Source organism: Sporosarcina sp. FA9, from assembly GCF_051550205.1.
Classification (GTDB): domain Bacteria; phylum Bacillota; class Bacilli; order Bacillales_A; family Planococcaceae; genus Sporosarcina.
Map to the genome: position 1 here is coordinate 1,139,605 of NZ_CP188819.1, position 19,135 is coordinate 1,158,739.

At 39.6% G+C, this 19,135-nt stretch carries 19 protein-coding genes; all 19 read left to right on the forward strand.

Annotation, left to right across the window (positions count from 1 at the left end; all coding sequences use genetic code 11):
• Positions 1 to 64: 64 nt before the first annotated feature.
• Positions 65 to 547: a signal peptidase II gene (gene lspA / locus ACP8HH_RS05440; RefSeq protein WP_438316952.1), complete on the forward strand. Its 483-nt coding sequence runs from the start codon at positions 65 to 67 to the stop codon at positions 545 to 547.
• Positions 547 to 1,473 carry an RluA family pseudouridine synthase gene (locus tag ACP8HH_RS05445; RefSeq protein ID WP_438316955.1) on the forward strand — a complete coding sequence of 309 codons (927 nt, stop codon included), beginning with the start codon at positions 547 to 549 and terminating at the stop codon, positions 1,471 to 1,473. The genes lspA and ACP8HH_RS05445 overlap by 1 nt, the downstream gene beginning before the upstream one ends.
• 621 nt (positions 1,474 to 2,094) lie before the next feature.
• The gene (pyrR, locus tag ACP8HH_RS05450) at positions 2,095 to 2,637 is read left to right on the forward strand and encodes a bifunctional pyr operon transcriptional regulator/uracil phosphoribosyltransferase PyrR (protein ID WP_438316957.1); all 543 of its coding nucleotides are present in this window, start codon (positions 2,095 to 2,097) and stop codon (positions 2,635 to 2,637) included.
• A gap of 36 nt (positions 2,638 to 2,673) precedes the next feature.
• Positions 2,674 to 3,948 carry a solute carrier family 23 protein gene (locus ACP8HH_RS05455; RefSeq protein WP_438316960.1) on the forward strand — a complete coding sequence of 425 codons (1,275 nt, stop codon included), beginning with the start codon at positions 2,674 to 2,676 and terminating at the stop codon, positions 3,946 to 3,948.
• Between the two features lie 18 nt (positions 3,949 to 3,966).
• Positions 3,967 to 4,845 (forward strand): aspartate carbamoyltransferase catalytic subunit, encoded by an 879-nt coding sequence (locus tag ACP8HH_RS05460; RefSeq protein ID WP_438316962.1) that lies wholly within the window; start codon positions 3,967 to 3,969, stop codon positions 4,843 to 4,845.
• 2 nt (positions 4,846 to 4,847) lie between these two features.
• Positions 4,848 to 6,125 carry a dihydroorotase gene (locus ACP8HH_RS05465; RefSeq protein ID WP_438316966.1) on the forward strand — a complete coding sequence of 426 codons (1,278 nt, stop codon included), beginning with the start codon at positions 4,848 to 4,850 and terminating at the stop codon, positions 6,123 to 6,125.
• Positions 6,125 to 7,225, forward strand: coding sequence for a carbamoyl phosphate synthase small subunit (locus ACP8HH_RS05470; protein ID WP_438316969.1), 1,101 nt, complete (start codon positions 6,125 to 6,127; stop codon positions 7,223 to 7,225). Before ACP8HH_RS05465 ends, ACP8HH_RS05470 begins: the two co-directional genes overlap by 1 nt.
• Positions 7,218 to 10,415 carry a carbamoyl-phosphate synthase large subunit gene (gene carB, locus ACP8HH_RS05475; protein WP_438316972.1) on the forward strand — a complete coding sequence of 1,066 codons (3,198 nt, stop codon included), beginning with the start codon at positions 7,218 to 7,220 and terminating at the stop codon, positions 10,413 to 10,415. The genes ACP8HH_RS05470 and carB overlap by 8 nt, the downstream gene beginning before the upstream one ends.
• Positions 10,412 to 11,188: a dihydroorotate dehydrogenase electron transfer subunit gene (locus tag ACP8HH_RS05480; RefSeq protein WP_438316975.1), complete on the forward strand. Its 777-nt coding sequence runs from the start codon at positions 10,412 to 10,414 to the stop codon at positions 11,186 to 11,188. Before carB ends, ACP8HH_RS05480 begins: the two co-directional genes overlap by 4 nt.
• Positions 11,185 to 12,099 (forward strand): dihydroorotate dehydrogenase, encoded by a 915-nt coding sequence (locus tag ACP8HH_RS05485; RefSeq protein WP_438316978.1) that lies wholly within the window; start codon positions 11,185 to 11,187, stop codon positions 12,097 to 12,099. The genes ACP8HH_RS05480 and ACP8HH_RS05485 overlap by 4 nt, the downstream gene beginning before the upstream one ends.
• Positions 12,096 to 12,806, forward strand: a complete 711-nt coding sequence (pyrF, locus tag ACP8HH_RS05490) for an orotidine-5'-phosphate decarboxylase (RefSeq protein WP_438316981.1) — start codon at positions 12,096 to 12,098, stop codon at positions 12,804 to 12,806. Before ACP8HH_RS05485 ends, pyrF begins: the two co-directional genes overlap by 4 nt.
• The gene (pyrE, locus tag ACP8HH_RS05495) at positions 12,806 to 13,438 is read left to right on the forward strand and encodes an orotate phosphoribosyltransferase (protein WP_438316984.1); all 633 of its coding nucleotides are present in this window, start codon (positions 12,806 to 12,808) and stop codon (positions 13,436 to 13,438) included. The genes pyrF and pyrE overlap by 1 nt, the downstream gene beginning before the upstream one ends.
• Positions 13,439 to 13,870: 432 nt before the next feature.
• Positions 13,871 to 14,056, forward strand: coding sequence for a hypothetical protein (locus ACP8HH_RS05500; RefSeq protein ID WP_438316987.1), 186 nt, complete (start codon positions 13,871 to 13,873; stop codon positions 14,054 to 14,056).
• Positions 14,057 to 14,409: 353 nt separating this feature from the next.
• Positions 14,410 to 14,604 (forward strand): hypothetical protein, encoded by a 195-nt coding sequence (locus tag ACP8HH_RS05505; protein ID WP_438316990.1) that lies wholly within the window; start codon positions 14,410 to 14,412, stop codon positions 14,602 to 14,604.
• Positions 14,605 to 14,713: 109 nt separating this feature from the next.
• Positions 14,714 to 14,929: a hypothetical protein gene (locus tag ACP8HH_RS05510; protein ID WP_438316993.1), complete on the forward strand. Its 216-nt coding sequence runs from the start codon at positions 14,714 to 14,716 to the stop codon at positions 14,927 to 14,929.
• Positions 14,930 to 15,647: 718 nt separating this feature from the next.
• Entirely contained in the window at positions 15,648 to 16,904 is a 1,257-nt protein-coding gene (locus ACP8HH_RS05515) for an RNA-guided endonuclease InsQ/TnpB family protein (protein ID WP_438316996.1), read from the forward strand.
• 362 nt (positions 16,905 to 17,266) lie between these two features.
• The gene (locus ACP8HH_RS05520) at positions 17,267 to 17,734 is read left to right on the forward strand and encodes a hypothetical protein (protein ID WP_438316999.1); all 468 of its coding nucleotides are present in this window, start codon (positions 17,267 to 17,269) and stop codon (positions 17,732 to 17,734) included.
• A 422-nt stretch (positions 17,735 to 18,156) separates the two neighbouring features.
• Complete coding sequence (locus tag ACP8HH_RS05525) at positions 18,157 to 18,318, forward strand: hypothetical protein (protein ID WP_438317002.1); 162 nt, start codon at positions 18,157 to 18,159, stop codon at positions 18,316 to 18,318.
• 105 nt (positions 18,319 to 18,423) lie between these two features.
• On the forward strand, positions 18,424 to 19,020 hold the full coding sequence (locus ACP8HH_RS05530; protein WP_438317005.1) for a hypothetical protein: 597 nt from the start codon (positions 18,424 to 18,426) through the stop codon (positions 19,018 to 19,020).
• Positions 19,021 to 19,135: the final 115 nt, after the last annotated feature.

The following is a 19,135-nucleotide window of genomic DNA, read 5'->3' on the forward strand; positions in this document are numbered from 1 at the left end:
TTAACGTCGACTACTGCTCTTTTGTGGTAAAATAAGAACAATTGTTATATGGGGGTTTTGTGAAATGTTTATTTATTACGGATTGGCCTTACTTGTGATTTTCCTAGATCAATTGACGAAATGGTTAGTTGTGAACAACATGAAACTGGGGGAAAGAATAAGCATATCCGAACCCTATTTTGGACTTCTATCTCATCGTAATAAAGGTGCGGCTTGGGGAATGCTTGAGGGACAGATGTGGCTCTTTTATATTGTTACAATTATTGTGGTCGCGGGAATTGTTTATTATTTTCATAAAGAAGCAAAAGGTGAACCGTTATTTGCAATCGCTCTAATGATGCTCTTGGGAGGCGCAATTGGTAATTTCATCGACCGCGTCATTCGAAAAGAAGTTGTCGATTTCATTGACGTCCTAATACCGATTGTGAATTATGAGTTTCCAATATTTAACATAGCAGATGCTGCTTTAACCGTTGGTGTTGTTTTAGTAATTATCCATATTCTTATGGATGAAAAGAAGAATATGAAAAAGAAAAAGGTGTCTTAATGGAGAAATTTGTAGTAGAAATAACAGAAGAATTTGAAGGAAGCCGAATTGATAAAGCATTAATCGATGCACGACCGGAATGGTCTAGAAGTCAAGTTCAACAGTGGATGAAAGACGGCCTTGTACTTGTTGGTGGAAAACCTGTAAAAGCGAGTTATAAAATGAAGCGCGGCGATATACTAACTGTTCAAGAGCCCGAACCAGAAGTTTTAGATGTAATTGCAGAAGATCTCAATTTAGAAATTGTCTACGAAGATTCAGATGTCCTCGTTGTCAACAAACCACGTGGAATGGTAGTCCATCCGGCACCAGGCCATCCAACTGGTACAGTTGTAAATGGTCTTATGCACCACTGTAACGACTTGTCAGGCATTAACGGTGTACTTCGACCTGGAATTGTACACCGTATTGACAAAGATACATCGGGACTTCTTATGGTTGCCAAAAACGACAAGGCCCATGTATCACTTGTGAACCAACTAGTGGATAGAACCGTCACACGGGTTTATACAGCTCTTGTTCACGGTCATATTCCACATGATAATGGAACGATTGAGGCACCTATTGGTCGTCATCAGCGTGAAAGGCAAAGTATGACGGTGACAGATAAAGGTAAACATGCCGTGACTCACTTTAAAGTACTTGAACGTTTTGGGAATTTTACTCTTGTAGAATGTAAACTAGAAACCGGTCGTACGCATCAAATACGTGTGCATATGAAGTACATCGGTTTTCCTCTTGCAGGAGATCCCAAATATGGCCCTAAAAAAACAGTCGACTTTGATGGTCAATTGTTGCATGCAGGCACGGTAGGGTTTGAACACCCTGAAACAGGTGAATATATGGAGTTTACAAGCCCACCACCAGAAGACTTTTTAGCAATGATCGACAAAGTTCGAGTGAACGTTGACAAATCAGAAGACTAAACTGTATACTGATAAAAGTAAATGAATAGCGATACCTTTAAGATCAGTCCAGAGAGGCTGGGAAGGTTGCACGGAAGTATGGTAGGGATTGCTGCGGCAATTTTTCTGCTGTACGTATTTTCTGAGTGTTTTCCTTCCCGCCAAATATGGCTGGAGGGATTTTTTTATGCCTAGATTACAGTTAGCTCGCTGATTTCCGTTCCGACCGGACGCGTTCCATTAGCGAAGAATAAAAACCATTCTTCTTAGGGCCACTCGTCGAGCCTCCTCGTCGCGAAAACCACGCTCCTGTGGGGTCTCGACATTCGCGCTGATCCCATTGGAGTCGCCGGTCTGCACTCCAATCAGCTGAAAAGTGTGGGGAATATTAGTTCAATTGAATTTTAAGTTCAATCTAAGTTGATTGGAGTGCAATGCGGCGACTCTAGCGGGATTAAGCGGGACAGTTGAGACCCCGCAGCGGAGCGATAGCGAGCGAGGAGGCTCAACGCCCGGCCCTAAGAAGAATGGTTTTTATTCTTCGACAGTAGAAAGCGTCCGCATGGAACGGAAATCAACGGGCAAGAAGAACATCTGAACTTTATCTATGCATAATCGATTTTTAATTAGGAGGAGAGAACATTGACGGAGAAAGCAAATATATTGGACGAGCAAGCGATTGATAGAGCACTTACGCGGATTGCTCATGAAATTATTGAACGCAATAAAGGAATTGACAAGTGTATATTGGTTGGTATTAAAACAAGAGGCGCATTTTTAGCGAAACGATTGGCCTTGAAGATTGAGCAGTTTGAAGGGAAAAAAATTCGGTCGGGTGAACTGGATATTACACTTTACCGAGATGACCTAGTTTTGAAAAATGAAAACAAAGAGCCACTCGTTCAACAAGTGGATATTGAACACGATGTGACCGATATGAAAGTGGTTTTGGTAGACGACGTTTTGTACACAGGCAGAACCGTTCGTGCAGCAATGGATGCTGTGATGGACTTAGGAAGACCTGCATCTGTGCAGCTTGCAGTACTCGTGGACAGAGGACATCGTGAACTTCCAATACGACCAGATTATGTAGGAAAAAACATTCCAACGTCGAGTGGAGAACGAGTTGTTGTGAGCGTCGAAGAAAAAGACGGAAAAAACAGCGTTTCAATTCATTCAATTTAATAAAAAAATACGGAAATTAGCGTGGGGGAAATGATGGTGTCTGAAAAAGTCTTGGATGTACATGAAAAACCGAAAATGGGTCATTGGTTAACTTTAAGTTTACAGCATATGTTCGCAATGTTTGGTGCAACAATATTAGTTCCACAACTCGTGGGTTTAAGTCCAGCAATCGCCTTATTAACGAGTGGAATTGCAACAATCGTTTTCATTATCGTCACACGCTTTCAAGTTCCAGCTTATCTTGGTTCATCGTTTGCATTTATTATTCCAATACAAGTTGCGACTAAAAGTGGAGGAATTGGAAGTGCAATGATTGGTAGTATGTTCGTAGCGCTTGTCTACGGAATTATTTCGTTAATCATTTGGAAAACAGGATCGGGATGGATTATGAAAGTATTGCCTCCGATAGTTGTTGCACCGGTAATTATCGTAATTGGTTTAGCACTTGCACCAACGGCGGTTGGAATGGCTAGTACTGTTAATAATGAATACAACTTGCTTCATTTCTCCGCGGCGCTTGTAACGTTGTCGGCAGCAATTATTTGCTTAATGTTCTTTAAAGGGATTATCAGTTTAATGCCGATATTAGTAGGAATTATCGTTGGCTATATTTACTCAGCAGCTATTGGAATATTGGATTTCACGAAAGTCTTAGAAGCAAAAGTTCTCGTATTTCCTGAAATGCTCATTCCTGGGGTTGACTACGATTTTGTTGTTACACCCACACTGCTGTTAGTTATGGTACCAATCGCAATTGTCACCATATCTGAACATATTGGACATCAGCTTGTCCTTGGAAGAATTGTTGAAAGAGATTACATAAAAGACCCTGGTTTACACCGTTCTTTACTTGGAGATGGACTTGGTACACTCCTCAGTGGTTTGATTGGTGGGCCTCCGAAAACAACATACGGTGAAAACATTGGAGTTCTTGCAATCACTCGAGTGTATAGTGTGTACGTAATTTTGGGGGCGGCAGTCTTTGCAATCATTTTCTCCTTTTTCGGTAAAGTAATGGCTTTGATTGCAACGATTCCTACGGCGGTTTTGGGTGGAATATCCATTCTTTTGTTCGGAATTATCGCTTCATCAGGTCTCAGGATGCTCGTAGATCATACAATTGACTTTGGAAACCAACGGAATCTTGTAATTGCATCGGTTATCTTAGTAATCGGGATTGGCGGAGCATCCATTAAGTTCAGCGAAACGTTTGAAATTGAAGGAATGGCTCTTGCCGCAATCGTTGGTGTTGTTTTGAATCTTGTACTTCCGGGAAAAACGGCCAAAAAGCTCACAGATGAAACTGCATAATTTGGAAGGGGAATTCAAATGAAACATCTTGTATCGATGAAACAGCTGAGTGAATTACAAATTATAGAACTGCTGGACAGAGCCGAAAGTTTTAAAAAAGATGGAATTGATGAATTACCTGGAAACTATACAATAAGTAACCTGTTTTTTGAACCGAGTACTCGAACGAAAATGAGCTTTGAAATGGCAGAACGTAAATTAGGGTTAGAAGTACTGCCTTTCGACGCAAGTTTCTCAAGTGTATTAAAAGGGGAGACACTTTATGACACAGTAAAAACACTGGAATCGATTGGTCTAGACGTACTTGTCATCCGTCACCCCGATGATGGATATTATGAAGAGCTGATCAATCGGACAAGTTGTTCAATTATTAACGGCGGTGATGGATCGGGACAACATCCAACGCAATCGCTACTTGATTTATTTACAATTAAAGAAGAGTTTGGAACATTTAAAGGGCTAGAGGTCCTTATTGTTGGTGATATTGTGCACAGTCGTGTCGCACGTTCAAATGCAGATGCACTCACAAGATTAGGCGCAAATGTTACGTTCCTTTGTCCGGCTGAATGGTCGGGTGAATTTGAATCTGTAAATGATTGGGAAGATTATGCTGAAAAAAGTGACGTAATCATGTTACTGAGAGTTCAAAATGAACGTCATGAGAATGGCTTAAGCTACATTGGAGAAAGTTACCACGAACGTTATGGTCTAACGGTAGAACGTGCTTCAAGAATGAAAGAAACAGCAATCATCATGCATCCTGCGCCTTTTAATCGGGGGGTTGAGATAGCGGACGAATTGATTGAAAATGCTAATTCTCGTATTTTTATGCAGATAAAAAACGGTGTGTATGTTAGAATGGCAGTATTAGAGGCTATTTTGAAAGGGAGGAATTAAGTTTGGATAAACTAATTCAAGGCGTACAAATGGTATCTGAAAGCGGAGAGTTAATCATTGGAGATGTTGGAATTACGGGAAATCTGATTAGTGAAATTGGAAACGAACTTAATGCCGGTAATGCAGAAATTATAAATGGCAATGGATTATTCCTATCTCCAGGTTTTATAGATGTGCATGTACATCTTCGTCAGCCAGGTGGAGAACATAAAGAAACGATTGAATCGGGTACACTTGCTGCAGCAAAGGGCGGTTATACAACAATCTGTCCTATGCCGAACACAAGACCTGTTCCAGATACAATCGAAACTCTTACTCTTGTGAATGACTTGATTGCTAAAAATGCATTAATACGCGTTCTTCCATATGCGTCCATCACGATTCGTCAAGCGGGTAAAGAACAAGCAAATCTTGCAGAACTAAAAGAGCATGGTGCGTTTGCATTTACGGACGACGGTGTTGGGGTACAAGAAGCGGGAATGATGTACGAAGCAATGCAAGCCGCTGCCAAAATAAACATGGCGGTTGTTGCACATTGTGAAGACAATTCACTTATATACGGCGGCGCACTACATGAAGGAACGAAAAATAAAGAGCTGGGGTTACCTGGAATTCCTTCAATCGCTGAATCGGTACATATTGCAAGGGATATATTATTAGCTGAAGCAGCAGGCGCACATTATCACGTTTGTCACGTCAGTACGAAAGAATCTGTTCGAGTGATTCGGGATGGTAAAAAAGCGGGAGTTCACGTAACAGCAGAAGTGAGCCCACATCATTTACTATTATCGGAAAATGACATTACGAAAGACAATGCAGATTGGAAAATGAACCCACCACTTCGAGGTCAAGACGATTTGGAAGCACTTCGCGCCGGACTCTTAGACGGCACACTAGATTTTATTGCAACAGATCATGCACCGCACACAGCTGAAGAAAAAGCAGTTGGAATGAAAACAGCCCCTTTTGGAATTACAGGTTTAGAAACAGCATTTCCACTTCTATATACGAACTTTGTAAAAGAAGGAATTTGGACAATGAAACAACTCATTGACTGGATGACAAGTAAGCCCGCGGATGTCTTTAATCTGCCTTACGGAAAACTAGAAGTGGGTGCGGAAGCAGATTTGGTGTTGATTGATTTGAATAAAGAACAGAAAATAGATCGTTCTACATTTGTATCTCTAGGGAAAAATACACCATTTGACGGCTGGGATTGTTTTGGGTGGCCAGTAACGACGATTTACGGCGGAAAAGTTGTTTGGGAGGATGGAAAATAATGAAAACAAGAATGCTTATTTTGGAAGACGGTACGGTTTTTGAAGGAGCTGCATTCGGAAGTGACCGAGCATCCATCGGTGAAACAGTGTTTACGACAGGTATGACGGGTTATCAAGAAGCCATTTCAAATCCATCAAGTTTTGGATCGATTCTCGTTATGACGTACCCTCTAATCGGTAATTACGGTATTAACCGTGATGATTTTGAATCGATTGAGACATCTGTGAACGGTCTCGTTGTTCGAGAGTTGGAGGAAGAGCCGTCGAATTTTAGAAGTGGAATGAGTCTAGGAGCTGTCTTAGAAATGAAGGGTGTGCCTGGGATTCAAGGGATTGACACTCGTAAGTTAACAAGAATTTTACGTGATAAAGGTCCACTAAAAGGCTTTCTAACAGCGGTTGGAGAAGAAGTTTCTATAGTTGATAAAATAGCTGAAATATCTGCCTATCAATTGCCGACAGATTTAGTTTCCCGAGTTTCAACGAAGAAACCTTATCCAAGTCCAGGCCGCGGAGACCGTGTTGTCTTAATCGATTGCGGTATGAAGCACGGAATTCTAAGAGAACTTAATAAAAGAGATTGCGATGTCATCGTTGTTCCATACAATACAACAGCGGATGTCATACTTTCTTTATTCCCTGACGGCATTGTGTTATCAAATGGCCCAGGAAATCCTGCAGATGTAGGGGTAACCGTAAATGTAATCAAAGAATTATTAGGTAGAGCACCTATTTTCGGTATTGGTTTAGGGCATCAATTGCTTGCACTTGCGAATGGCGCAACAACGATTAAGTTGAAAAACGGACACCGTGGGGGCAATCACCCTGTAAAAGATTTATTGTCTGGACGAACAGAATTGACGTCACAAAATCACGGATACGCTGTTGACGAAAATTCTCTTGAAGGAACGAATCTTGAAATAACTCATAGAGCACTTAATGATGGATCCATTGAAGGGTTGAAAAGCACACTATACAGCGCTTTTTCGGTACAATTTCACCCTGAAGCGTCCCCTGGACCTGAAGATTCAAACCACCTATTTGATCGATTTATCGACTTAATGAAAACGAACAACCGGAAGGAGAATATTAATGCCTAAACGTACAGACATTGAAACAATATTAGTAATCGGTTCAGGTCCAATTGTCATCGGACAAGCAGCAGAATTCGACTATGCGGGAACACAAGCATGTCTTTCTTTAAAGGAAGAAGGATACCGAGTAATCTTGATCAACTCCAATCCTGCAACAATAATGACGGATACGGAAATTGCGGACAAAGTATATATTGAGCCGTTAACGCTTGAATTTGTCAGTGGAATTATTCGTAAAGAACAGCCGGATGCACTCCTTCCTACTCTCGGTGGGCAAACAGGACTGAATATGGCGATTGAACTGCATGAATCGGGCATTTTAGATGAACTGGGTGTCGAAATTTTAGGAACGAAACTTGATGCCATTCATAAAGCGGAAGACCGTGATTTATTCCGAACGCTTATGCATGAACTTGGTGAACCTGTTCCAGAAAGTGACATCATTCATAATCTTGAGGAGGCTTATGCATTTGTAGAGCGCATCGGTTATCCCGTTATTGTTCGCCCAGCATTCACGCTCGGCGGTACGGGTGGCGGTATTTGTGAAAACGATAAAGAACTTGAAGAAACTGTAACCAGCGGCTTGAAATATAGCCCAGTTACGCAATGTCTACTTGAAAAGTCAATTGCTGGATTTAAAGAAATTGAATATGAAGTCATGCGAGATTCCGCAGATAATGCGATTGTCGTATGTAATATGGAAAACGTCGATGCAGTAGGGATTCACACTGGTGATTCCATTGTTGCAGCACCTTGCCAAACACTGACAGACCGTGAAAATCAGATGTTGCGAAATGTTTCTCTGAAAATCATTCGTGAACTCAAAATCGAAGGCGGTTGTAACGTTCAACTTGCACTCGATCCAAATTCGTTCGATTATTATATTATTGAAGTGAATCCTCGTGTAAGTAGATCGTCAGCACTTGCATCGAAAGCAACAGGCTACCCAATTGCTAAAATCGCGGCTAAAATTGCTGTCGGTTTAACTCTTGATGAAATGATGAATCCGGTAACTGGAACGAAATATGCTTGTTTCGAACCGGCTCTTGATTACATCGTTACGAAAATTCCACGGTGGCCGTTTGATAAATTCGAATCTGCGAAGCGGAATCTTGGTACGCAAATGAAAGCGACTGGAGAAGTAATGGCAATAGGCCGTACTTTTGAAGAGTCTATTTTAAAAGCGGTTCGTTCACTAGAAACTGGCCAATTTGACTTGTCTCTTAAAAATGGCTCTGAAATGACGGATGAGTGGATTGAAAAACGGATTCGTCGTGCAGGGGATGAGCGCTTATTCTTCATCGGAGAAGCATTGCGTAGAGGTGTTTCTGTAGAAACAATTCATGACTGGAGTATGATTGATGTATTTTTCCTTCGTAAACTCGAAAACATTGTTCGTTTCGAAAACGACTTGAGAAACAATCCGTTCGATCAAGCTACATTATACACTGCAAAACGCATGGGCTTTGCGGATGTTACGATCGCCAAGCTTTGGGAGTCTACTGAAAAAGCGATTTATGAGTACCGAAAAGAGCACGGAATCATTCCGGTCTATAAAAAAGTAGATACATGTGCGGGTGAGTTTGAATCCGATACACCTTACTTTTACGGCACATATGAAGATGAGAATGAGTCGATAAAGTCGGAAAAGAAAAGCATAGTCGTGTTAGGTTCAGGCCCAATTCGAATCGGACAAGGTGTTGAGTTCGACTATGCAACGGTTCACTCTGTTTGGGCGATTCAGCAAGCGGGCTACGAAGCGATTATTATCAACAACAATCCAGAAACTGTTTCAACGGATTTCTCAATTTCAGATAAATTGTATTTTGAACCCCTTACTTTAGAAGACGTCATGCACATTGTTGATCTTGAGCAACCTGAAGGTGTCGTTGTTCAATTTGGTGGACAAACGGCGATTAACCTTGCTGCCGGTCTTGAAGATCGCGGTGTGAAAATATTAGGAACGTCTCTTGAAGATACGGATCGTGCGGAAAACCGTAATAAGTTCGAAAAAGCTCTTCATGAAATTGACATTCCACAACCACTTGGAAAAACGGCTGTTTCTGTTCCAGAAGCAATTGTAATTGCCAATGAAATCGGCTATCCAGTACTCGTTAGACCATCTTATGTATTGGGTGGACGTGCGATGGAAATCGTTTATAGAGAAGAAGAACTGATTTATTATATGGAGCATGCGGTTGACGCAAGCCCAGAGCAACCGATTCTCGTCGATCGATATTTGACGGGTGTAGAAATTGAAGTAGATGCCATTAGTGACGGTGAAAACGTATTGATTCCGGGTATTATGGAACATATCGAACGTGCTGGAGTTCACTCAGGTGACTCGATTGCAGTTTTTCCGCCACAAAATTTATCAGACAAACATATTCAAACAATTACAGATTATACGACGAGGCTAGCTCGTGGACTTAAGATTATTGGTCTGATGAACATTCAGTACGTCATTTCTGACGATGAAGTGTATGTCATTGAAGTGAATCCACGTTCAAGCCGAACTGTGCCGTTTTTGAGTAAAATTACGAATATACCGATGGCGAATATTGCTACGAAGGCCATTCTTGGGCACTCCATTACATCACAAGGATATTCAGGCGGACTTGCAAAAGCTCCAGCTGGTGTTTACGTAAAGGTTCCTGTGTTTTCATTCGCAAAACTTCGTCGTGTAGACATAACGCTTGGACCTGAAATGAAATCAACAGGTGAAGTTATGGGGAAAGACGTGACACTTGAAAAAGCACTTTACAAAGGGCTTGTTGCATCAGGTATGGAAATTAAAGAATACGGAACTGTGCTCATGACTGTTTCAGATAAAGATAAAGATGAAATGATTGGCATCGCGAAACGTTTTACAAACATCGGGTATAACGTGATGGCAACTGAAGGTACAGCAAAAGTATTAGAAGATGCTGGAATACGTGTGAAAACTGTTGGTAAAATAGGTTCTGAAGGTCCCACACTTCTGGATGTCATTCAAAAAGGTGAAGCACAGTTTGTCATCAATACATTGACAATAGGAAAAGAACCAGCACGTGACGGCTTTAGAATACGTCGTCAATCTGTTGAAAATAACGTTCCATGCTTTACTTCATTAGATACTGCTGAAGCAATGCTTAGTGTTATTGAATCCATGAAGTTCCAAACGGAGGCAATGACGAAAAGGGAGGTTCTAAATTGATCATCCAAGATCGTATGCACATTACTTCTCATAATCGTTTAGCCCATAATATATTTGAAATGAAGCTCACTGGAAAACTGGTCGGAGAGATTTCTTCTCCGGGGCAGTTTGTCCACATCCGGGTAAGTGATTCGTATGAATTGCTTCTTCGGAGACCCATTTCAATCGCATCTATTAATGATGAAAAGAATGAAATAACCATTATATACCGTGCGGAAGGAAAGGGTACAACCGAGCTTTCAAAGAAACGTGAAGGCGATGAAGTGGATGTACTTGGACCTCTTGGCAACGGTTTTCCAGTAGAAGAAACGGCAGAAGGCGAAACGGCAATTCTCATAGGCGGCGGTATCGGCGTTCCCCCGCTTTATGAGCTTTCGAAACAACTGACAGCTAAAGGCGTAAAATGTGTTCATGTATTAGGATTTCAATCCGAAAATGTCGTGTTTTATGAAGAAGAATTTGCGGAACTCGGTGAAACGCATATTGTAACAGTGGACGGAACGCATGGTACTGAAGGATTTGTTACGAACGTTATGGAAAACTTTTCAGAAGAATTTTCAACGTTTTACAGTTGTGGACCGATGCCGATGCTTGATGCGGTAGAGCGAATGTACAAAGGACGAAAAGGATTTCTATCTTTTGAACAACGTATGGGGTGCGGCATTGGAGCTTGTTTTGCATGTGTATGCAGAACGACTGAAGGCTCGGACAAACCGTATATTAAAGTATGTTCGGATGGACCCGTCTTTCCAGCAGGGGTGGTGTCGATATGAATAGACTCTCAGTAGATTTACCAGGACTTCAACTAAAAAATCCGATTATGCCGGCATCGGGTTGCTTTGGATTTGGTCAAGAATACGGCAATCTGTATGACTTATCTCTTCTTGGCGCGATTATGATTAAAGCAACAACACTTGAAATGAGACTTGGAAATCCTACGCCACGTGTTGCTGAAACGTCTTCAGGAATGCTGAATGCGATTGGGCTTCAAAATCCAGGACTAAAAAGTGTTATGGAAAACGAACTGCCTTGGTTGGAAAAATTCGATGTACCAATCATTGCGAACGTTGCAGGTACGGAGACTTCGGATTATGTTGAAGTTGCACGAGTCATATCAAGTGCGCCGAATGTGAAAGCGTTGGAACTAAACATTTCATGCCCGAACGTTAAAGAAGGCGGAATCACATTTGGAACGGATCCAATTGTTGCTGAGAAATTAACAGCGGCTGTAAAAGCTGTTTCAAAAGTACCGGTGTACGTTAAACTTTCACCGAACGTCACCAATGTGAGTGAAATTGCTCGCGCGGTTGAAGCGGGTGGTGCAGATGGTATTACGATGATCAATACACTTCTTGGCATGCGTTTGGATGAAAAAACAGGACGACCTGTAATTGCCAACCTAACCGGCGGATTATCCGGACCGGCAATTAAACCTGTTGCCATTAAAATGGTGTATGAAGTGAGTCAAGCAGTCCGAATTCCGATTATTGGAATGGGTGGAATTACAGAAACGTCTGATGTCATTGATTTCCTATCTGCTGGTGCGAGTGCAGTTGCAGTAGGAACAGCTAACTTTGTCAATCCGTTTATATGTCCGAATATTATTAAAGAATTGCCTGCTAAATTTGATGAACTTGGGATCAATCATATTTCTGAACTCATTGGAAGGAGTCACCGTTTGTGAAAAACACACCCATTATTGCACTTGACTTTCATTCGGGAGAAAAGACATTTGAATTTCTCAGCGCGTTTGACGGAGATGTCCATGTCAAAGTAGGCATGCAACTTTATTATAAAGAGGGTCCAGCGATTGTTTCACGTTTGAAAGAGTTGGGGTATGATGTATTTCTCGATTTGAAATTGCATGATATTCCGAACACAGTGAAGTCTGCGATGGAAGTACTTGCAGGCTTTGGTGTGGACCTAGTGAACGTACATGCAGCAGGTGGCAAGACAATGATGGAGGCGGCGCTTGAAGGTCTTGATAAAGGAACGCCTTCGGGTCGGAAACGCCCAGCGCTCATCGGTGTGACTCAGTTGACGTCGACGGATGAGCGTCAAGTTCGGGAAGAGCAATTGATAAACGTCGCACTAAGGGACTCTGTACTGCATTATGCACAGCTTACGAAGAGTGCGGGCCTAGACGGTGTTGTTTGTTCGGTTCACGAGTCGGCTGTTATAAAAGAGGTGTGCGGTACTGAATTTTTAAAAGTGACGCCGGGAATACGACTTCCAGATGGTGGCGTGCATGATCAGAAACGAATCGCTACACCAGAAGAAGCACGGCTTGCGGGTTCGACACATATCGTTGTTGGAAGAGCCATTACAGGAGCAGTAGATCCACGTGCTGCGTATGAACAAATCAATGCACTTTGGAAGGGGCTAGAATAATGACTGAGAAAAAAGACATTGCTAAAATTCTATTGAATGTTGGAGCGATTGAGCTTAGTCCAAATGAGCCATTCACATGGGCTTCAGGAATCAAATCCCCAATTTACTGTGACAACCGTTTAACGATGGCAGATCCTGTGGGACGAATACAAATTGCAGAAGGTTTGGCACGAATCATTCGTGAGCAGTATTCGGATACAACCGTAATCGCAGGAACTGCAACAGCTGGTATTCCACATGCGGCATGGGTTGCGGATATCTTAGGATTACCGATGGTCTACATCCGGTCCGCAGCCAAAGGGCATGGCAGAAGCCGTCAAATCGAAGGCAAAATTACATCTACTGATAAAGCGATTATTATTGAAGATTTAATTTCAACAGGTGGAAGCAGTTTGAATGCTGCAGAAGCACTTCGTTCGGAAAATGTTGAAGTGACGGGCATTGTGTCCATTTTTACATATGAACTTCAAAGTGCAGACAAAGCGTTCGCAGCGGATAACTTAACGTATACAAGCTTAACGAATTTCGGCGCACTTATTGAAGCGGCAGAAGAAAGCGGCGCGATTAGTGATGAATCGATTGCGAGTCTACTTGATTGGCATGGGAAGTTGAAGGCTGGTTTATTGAAGTAAAAAAAGCGATTCCACTGTGGAATCGCTTTTTTTATGCTGCTTAAGTGCTCTTGAGTGACTCGTTTTGGGCGTGTGGAAAGTCATGATTTGCAAGCAAATCTCGTGGGTGAAAGCAAAGAAATAAAGAACTGTTGAGCATATTGAATCAACGGAAAACAGATTGAATTGAGCATCGCATTTAAGGGATGCCTTTTTTCATCCCTTAAAACCAACAAGAATTCTCTTTTTCGGAATATCTTTGGATATCTTTGGTATAGTAATTGGAAGGAATCGGCATAAGAAGAATGTAGGGTAATTCTATGAATTCATAACCTTCAGGATAATGAAACTTTCCATGCCTTATGAACGTATCAATAGTAGAACTATTCTTGTACCGCAAGCGGGCCAGGTTGTGAAGTTATCTAGTGTTATATATTATATAGGAGGTTCTTTATGAGGAAAGTTACTTTAACATTTATTGCATCTTTTTATTATATCTTTTTTGCTATGATTCTAATATACGGTGCAATAGATCATAAGAGTCCGCAATTTAAAGTATCTTTGCTTATACTAGTTATAACAGCCCTTCTCCACTCTCTTATCAGAAAAAAAATGGGGAAATTATCATCACTCTTTTAGAAAAAAAAAGTATTACTATTTTTATTAATTCTATATTTTTATTCTTAGTGATTATCATGTATATAGCATTTCGAGATAACGTAAGTTATTTTTATTTGATTATATTTGGACTTTATTTGTTGTCTACCATTTACTTTTCACTCTCGAGAAATAAAAAAACCCCGAATTAATCTTGTGTAATCACTACGTAGCTATTGATATAGTATTTATGAACTGTTCCCGAATCGGGTGCAATTCTGGAAGAAAAATTTGTATCCCTTTTCAATATTCGGGCTAAATAATTGGCTACGTTCAATAATATTTTAAAGATAATTGAAGCTCAAGAATAATTAATATAGGAAGAGGGAAATCGTATGTTGCTTAATTTGATGCAAAATATAGGAATCTTTTATTATTGGACTTGGTTTATCTGGCCTTTTGTGTTTGTAATTGCATTGGTTTATGCGATTACTTCTTTAGTAAAAGATGAAAAAGCTTCAATGAAACCTTCCATAGTGGCCTCCATTGTACTTTTAATAATTTTAACTGGATTGTCAGACTTGGGGTAACAGCCTTTACATTCGGTTCATCATAAAATGGGTGCAATTACTGTATAAGGGCTGTCATTCAATCGGGCAAGGATATTTAAAAAAATTATAGTTCCATGATGTAGGGAGAATGAAGGAGTTGATCTACCTGATCATTTTTGCGGAAATTCTACGTGCAATTTCTACTGGAATACTTATTATTAGCTCTGCATTTTATTTACGCTATTTGCACAAAGCGAAAAAGCAAAGAAAACTTCCGACTTTTGAATTTACAATGTATATCATCATTCAGTTTGCATATGTGCTTTTTACAATTGGTTTATTGATTTCAATTTTTGTTGATTGACTACTCTGTTACTAACTAGCAACGAGTACATTTGAAAAGTGTAAATGTTATCTTCTCGTTGCAATAAACGGGCCAAATTTCAGAATAAAATATAGGGGGTAACTATGAGTTTTTACTATCGAAATTATTTAAGTCTACTCAAAAATAATTTTATGTTATTCATAATTGCAGTTGTTTTATTAATATTCACCTTTTTTATATGGGCTGGTGTTCCTGTTTATGTCATAGGAACTTTTGTAGCAAATATGACGAGTAATCCACTATATATTTATTTATGTATTGCAGTTTCTGGAGGATTTTTGTTTTCTTTATATTTTTTGCCTATCAATTTTAAATTCGCTAAACATATACCCAACGTAAAAGAGCTCACTCCTGTAAAATACTTTATTCGAATACAAGTACTATTTATATCTTTATGTTCGTTAGGTTTTGTAGCAATTTATTGTATCTTGGTATGGTCGATAGCTCTTTGAGTAATTGATAGCATCGTTTTTAAATAAACGGGTGCTTTTGGTGCATTACTTATGTCGAATTTAGGAGGTCGCACTTTTGCAAAGTAAACGTAGTTTAGGAATGCTTTCTTTTATGTTTAAGCCAAGAACACCCGTGACTTCAGTCGTGGGATGAATTGGTTGGAATTGAATTAATCTAAAAACTTCATTCTTGCATACAGAACATACATTCCGTATAATTGAGAGTAGGAATGGAGGTGAAAACGATGTCGAAATCAGAAAAAAAGAAGTTCGGTGTTCAAAAAGGAATTCTGAAATTAGGTTCCAAACAAGAGTACCTTGCGCTCAGAAAGTTAAGTCATTTAAGTAAGAACATGTACAACGTCGGACTTTACAGCGTACGTCAACACTTTTTTGAAACGAAAAAGTATTTGAATTACAATAAGAATTATCACCTTTGTAAGACAAATGAAAACTACGCATTCATGGGCACGGCCGCTGCTCAACAAACATTGATGAAGGTAGAGGAAAACTTTAAAAGTTTTTTTGGCTTACTTAAACTTAAAGACCGAAAAGCTCGAATCCCAAATTACCTTAAGAAAGATTCTTTTTTTGAGTTGAGTTATCCTCAGTTTAAATTACAAGAAGATGGGACATTTAATATCCCAACTTCCTCAGCGTTTAAAAAAGAATACGGGGCGATTACCATCCAATTCCCAATAAATTTACAGGTGGAAGACATAGTGGAAATACGCATCATCCCGAAGTACAACGCACATTATTTCGAAATAGAATTTGTGTATGAAGTGCAAGTTGAAAAGACTAACTTGGATGAAAATGAAGCTCTTTCTATTGATTTGGGTATTGATAACTTGGCCGCATGTTTAGACACGCTGGGCAACTCTTTTATCATCGATGGCAAACGGATAAAATCGGTGAACCAATGGTACAACAAAGAAAATGCACGGCTCCAATCCATAAAAGATAAACAACAAATTATCCATCTAACACACGGTCAAATCCGTTTGTTGCGAAAGCGCAATCATATTTTACGCGATTTTTTAAACAAAACCACACACTACATGATCCAGCATTGCTTGGAACATGGAATCGGTAAAATTGTCGTTGGGCATAATAAAGGATGGAAAAATAAAAGCAAAATGGGCAAACAGGGAAACCAGCGCTTCGTGCAAATTCCACATAGTCTACTAATGAATAAAATCGAAAGCATGTGTGAGCGCTATGGGATTCAATTTACAAGACAGGAAGAATCTTATACTTCAAAAGCAAGTTTTCTCGATAATGACCCAATCCCGGTTTACGGAGAAGTAACAGAAAGTAAACCTGTTTTCAGTGGGAAACGTTTTTCCCGCGGGCTCTACCAAACGAGGCATTCCGTTTGGATCAATGCAGATATGAACAGCGCAGCAAATATCTTACGTAAATGTACCCATACATCCGCTTTGGCGGCCAAGGTGGTTAGAGGGCTTTTGGCGGTCCCAGTGAGAATTAAATTGGCTTAGTCTTTTATCAATTGAAACTCGCAGAATCTCGTTACTTTAGCAACGAGTAGTTCAATAGTCTGATTGTAGGACTTGTTTTTCTTTGTCTTTTTATTTTCACAGGTAACTTTTTCATTACAATGCCACTTGGACTTATCCTTCTAGCACTCTCATTCGTTTTATCCTTGTTCAGCAGAAAAGACAAATTCGGGAGGGTATCACTTTACGCCTTCCCAATAATTATAGTCATTTATTTATTGTTCTTTGTAGTCATGTATTTATTTTGGAATACACCATAATACAATGACGCAAACGGGTGCGATAGCAGCATAAGGGTTGTCATTCAATCGGGCCATTTGATTGTGGATTAGGAGGAATTAAAAATGAAGAGTAAAAAAGTTAAATATTTAGTAATAGGAATTATTATCCTTGCGTTCTTTTTTTCCCTAAAGGTAATTAATGATTATAGAGAAAGAGACTTAATTAGTCTGATAAACTACAAGCCAGCTGATTTTCTTTCTTTGGGTTTTACTTCAGATATGAACGAAGTACCAGAAGGCAAAGGTTTTGAGTGGTTTACAAAGGACAAGGAACCAACTGATGAACTGATGGAGTTTTTAAGCCAGTACAGTGTAAAAAAGATAAATGAAGAGAAGTTTAATGAAATTAGAGAAAGTGGAGAACGTATTGAATTTGATGTATATCATTCAAAAGCTAAGCCATCCATTGTTTGGATGTATGGAAACAGTGTTCACATTCTAGTCGGAAATTATTACGAAATTACAAATGGACCAATCGATATAGAATGGATAAGAAAATACAACGAAAAATACAATGATTTGTATGAATAATAAAATATTGCAATTCCGGAAACGGGTGCGATTGCCTGAAAAGTGATTGCGTCCAGATCACGTAAACGGGCAAATAGATTGTGAAGTAAGCCTGAAAGGAGGAGCTAGGTAGGAATACAAAGTTATTAATCCTCTTGCTACTAAGTTTCTTTTCATTTCCTTTGGGTCATTTACTTAGAGTTATATATTTTACAATATTGCCTGATTATGGTGATGCTGAAGTAGCCTTAATATCTATTGTTATACCGTTGAATGTAACTGCACTCATTTTGAATTTACATCGGCTACACAAAAATAAAGAAGTTCACAACGAATATTAAAAATAAGATATATTATAGACCACGACAAACGGGTGTAATGCTGGAATTAGGATTTGCACCCGTTCAACAATAGGGCCAGATTATAAAGGGGGAGGAAGTTATTTGGGGAGAATTATAATTGCAATTATATTAACGATTTTGGGTGGTATTTTCGGAAGTTTTTTAGAAACCTTTTTAGAACCTCCAGTCTTTGCAAATACCATTCCTCTTGCAATAATGGGAGGATTTATTTTAGCAGAGGTTCGGCGTAAAAATGATAAATAACCAGCACTTTTGTATTTTACAAATGGGTGCGGTTTAATACATAAGGATGGCTACAATCGGAGCCATTTAATTGAATGATGGTAGATGGATAAAGGGGGGAATAATATGAAAAAGTTATTTACACTAGTAGCCCTGTTGGTATTTGTTTTAAGTGCCTGTGCTAATAATAATCAGAAATCAAATACGATTTCTGCCGTTGAATTAACAGAGAGAGAGAATGCAATACTTACGACTACATCAGTTAAATCATTTGTTTTCGACTTCAATATTGACACTGATTATAAAGAAGTATCAGTATGGGTTGAAAAATACGAATCAGGTAAATTAGTTAATGAGGCAATAAGCTCTTTAATATCAGGTGTAGAGAATAATGGTTCTATTATTTTTGCAACTTCTAATCCAGATGAAAGTGGTAAGAAGCAGACATTCAATATTGGGATTAGCGGTAACAGTGGTATAGGCTCTGTAAGTAACTTCGAGACAACTTCAGATGATTTGGATACTATGGCAAGCGTTTGGAACAACCTCGAAGGCAAGAATAATTCAATTGAAGGTGTGCTAGTGTTAGCGAATATCGGTTATTCAAGTGATGGAATTATAAGTGGTCTTACTGATGACTTTTATAAAGATGCTGAAGATCATATGAATGAGCTAGAAAAATATGACGTTGCTTACCTTCTGAAAGCTGAATTTATTAAGTAAAGACGTGTATAAGAATTATTTAAAAAACGGGTGCAATTCTGGAATAAGGATTTGCACCCGTTCAACTAAAGACCAGTTTCATATGTTTAAACTCTTACTTAACAATAACGACTAA

Excerpts from the sequence above, each read along its gene's own strand:
- lspA (WP_438316952.1), top strand. The coding sequence starts at position 65 with ATGTTTATTTATTACGGATTGGCCTTACTTGTGATTTTCCTAGATCAA.
- ACP8HH_RS05445 (WP_438316955.1), top strand. The coding sequence starts at position 547 with ATGGAGAAATTTGTAGTAGAAATAACAGAAGAATTTGAAGGAAGCCGA.
- ACP8HH_RS05460 (WP_438316962.1), top strand. The coding sequence starts at position 3,967 with ATGAAACATCTTGTATCGATGAAACAGCTGAGTGAATTACAAATTATA.
- ACP8HH_RS05470 (WP_438316969.1), top strand. The coding sequence starts at position 6,125 with ATGAAAACAAGAATGCTTATTTTGGAAGACGGTACGGTTTTTGAAGGA.
- carB (WP_438316972.1), top strand. The coding sequence starts at position 7,218 with ATGCCTAAACGTACAGACATTGAAACAATATTAGTAATCGGTTCAGGT.
- ACP8HH_RS05485 (WP_438316978.1), top strand. The coding sequence starts at position 11,185 with ATGAATAGACTCTCAGTAGATTTACCAGGACTTCAACTAAAAAATCCG.
- pyrE (WP_438316984.1), top strand. The coding sequence starts at position 12,806 with ATGACTGAGAAAAAAGACATTGCTAAAATTCTATTGAATGTTGGAGCG.
- ACP8HH_RS05500 (WP_438316987.1), top strand. The coding sequence starts at position 13,871 with ATGAGGAAAGTTACTTTAACATTTATTGCATCTTTTTATTATATCTTT.
- ACP8HH_RS05505 (WP_438316990.1), top strand. The coding sequence starts at position 14,410 with ATGTTGCTTAATTTGATGCAAAATATAGGAATCTTTTATTATTGGACT.
- ACP8HH_RS05510 (WP_438316993.1), top strand. The coding sequence starts at position 14,714 with ATGAAGGAGTTGATCTACCTGATCATTTTTGCGGAAATTCTACGTGCA.
- ACP8HH_RS05515 (WP_438316996.1), top strand. The coding sequence starts at position 15,648 with ATGTCGAAATCAGAAAAAAAGAAGTTCGGTGTTCAAAAAGGAATTCTG.
- ACP8HH_RS05520 (WP_438316999.1), top strand. The coding sequence starts at position 17,267 with ATGAAGAGTAAAAAAGTTAAATATTTAGTAATAGGAATTATTATCCTT.
- ACP8HH_RS05530 (WP_438317005.1), top strand. The coding sequence starts at position 18,424 with ATGAAAAAGTTATTTACACTAGTAGCCCTGTTGGTATTTGTTTTAAGT.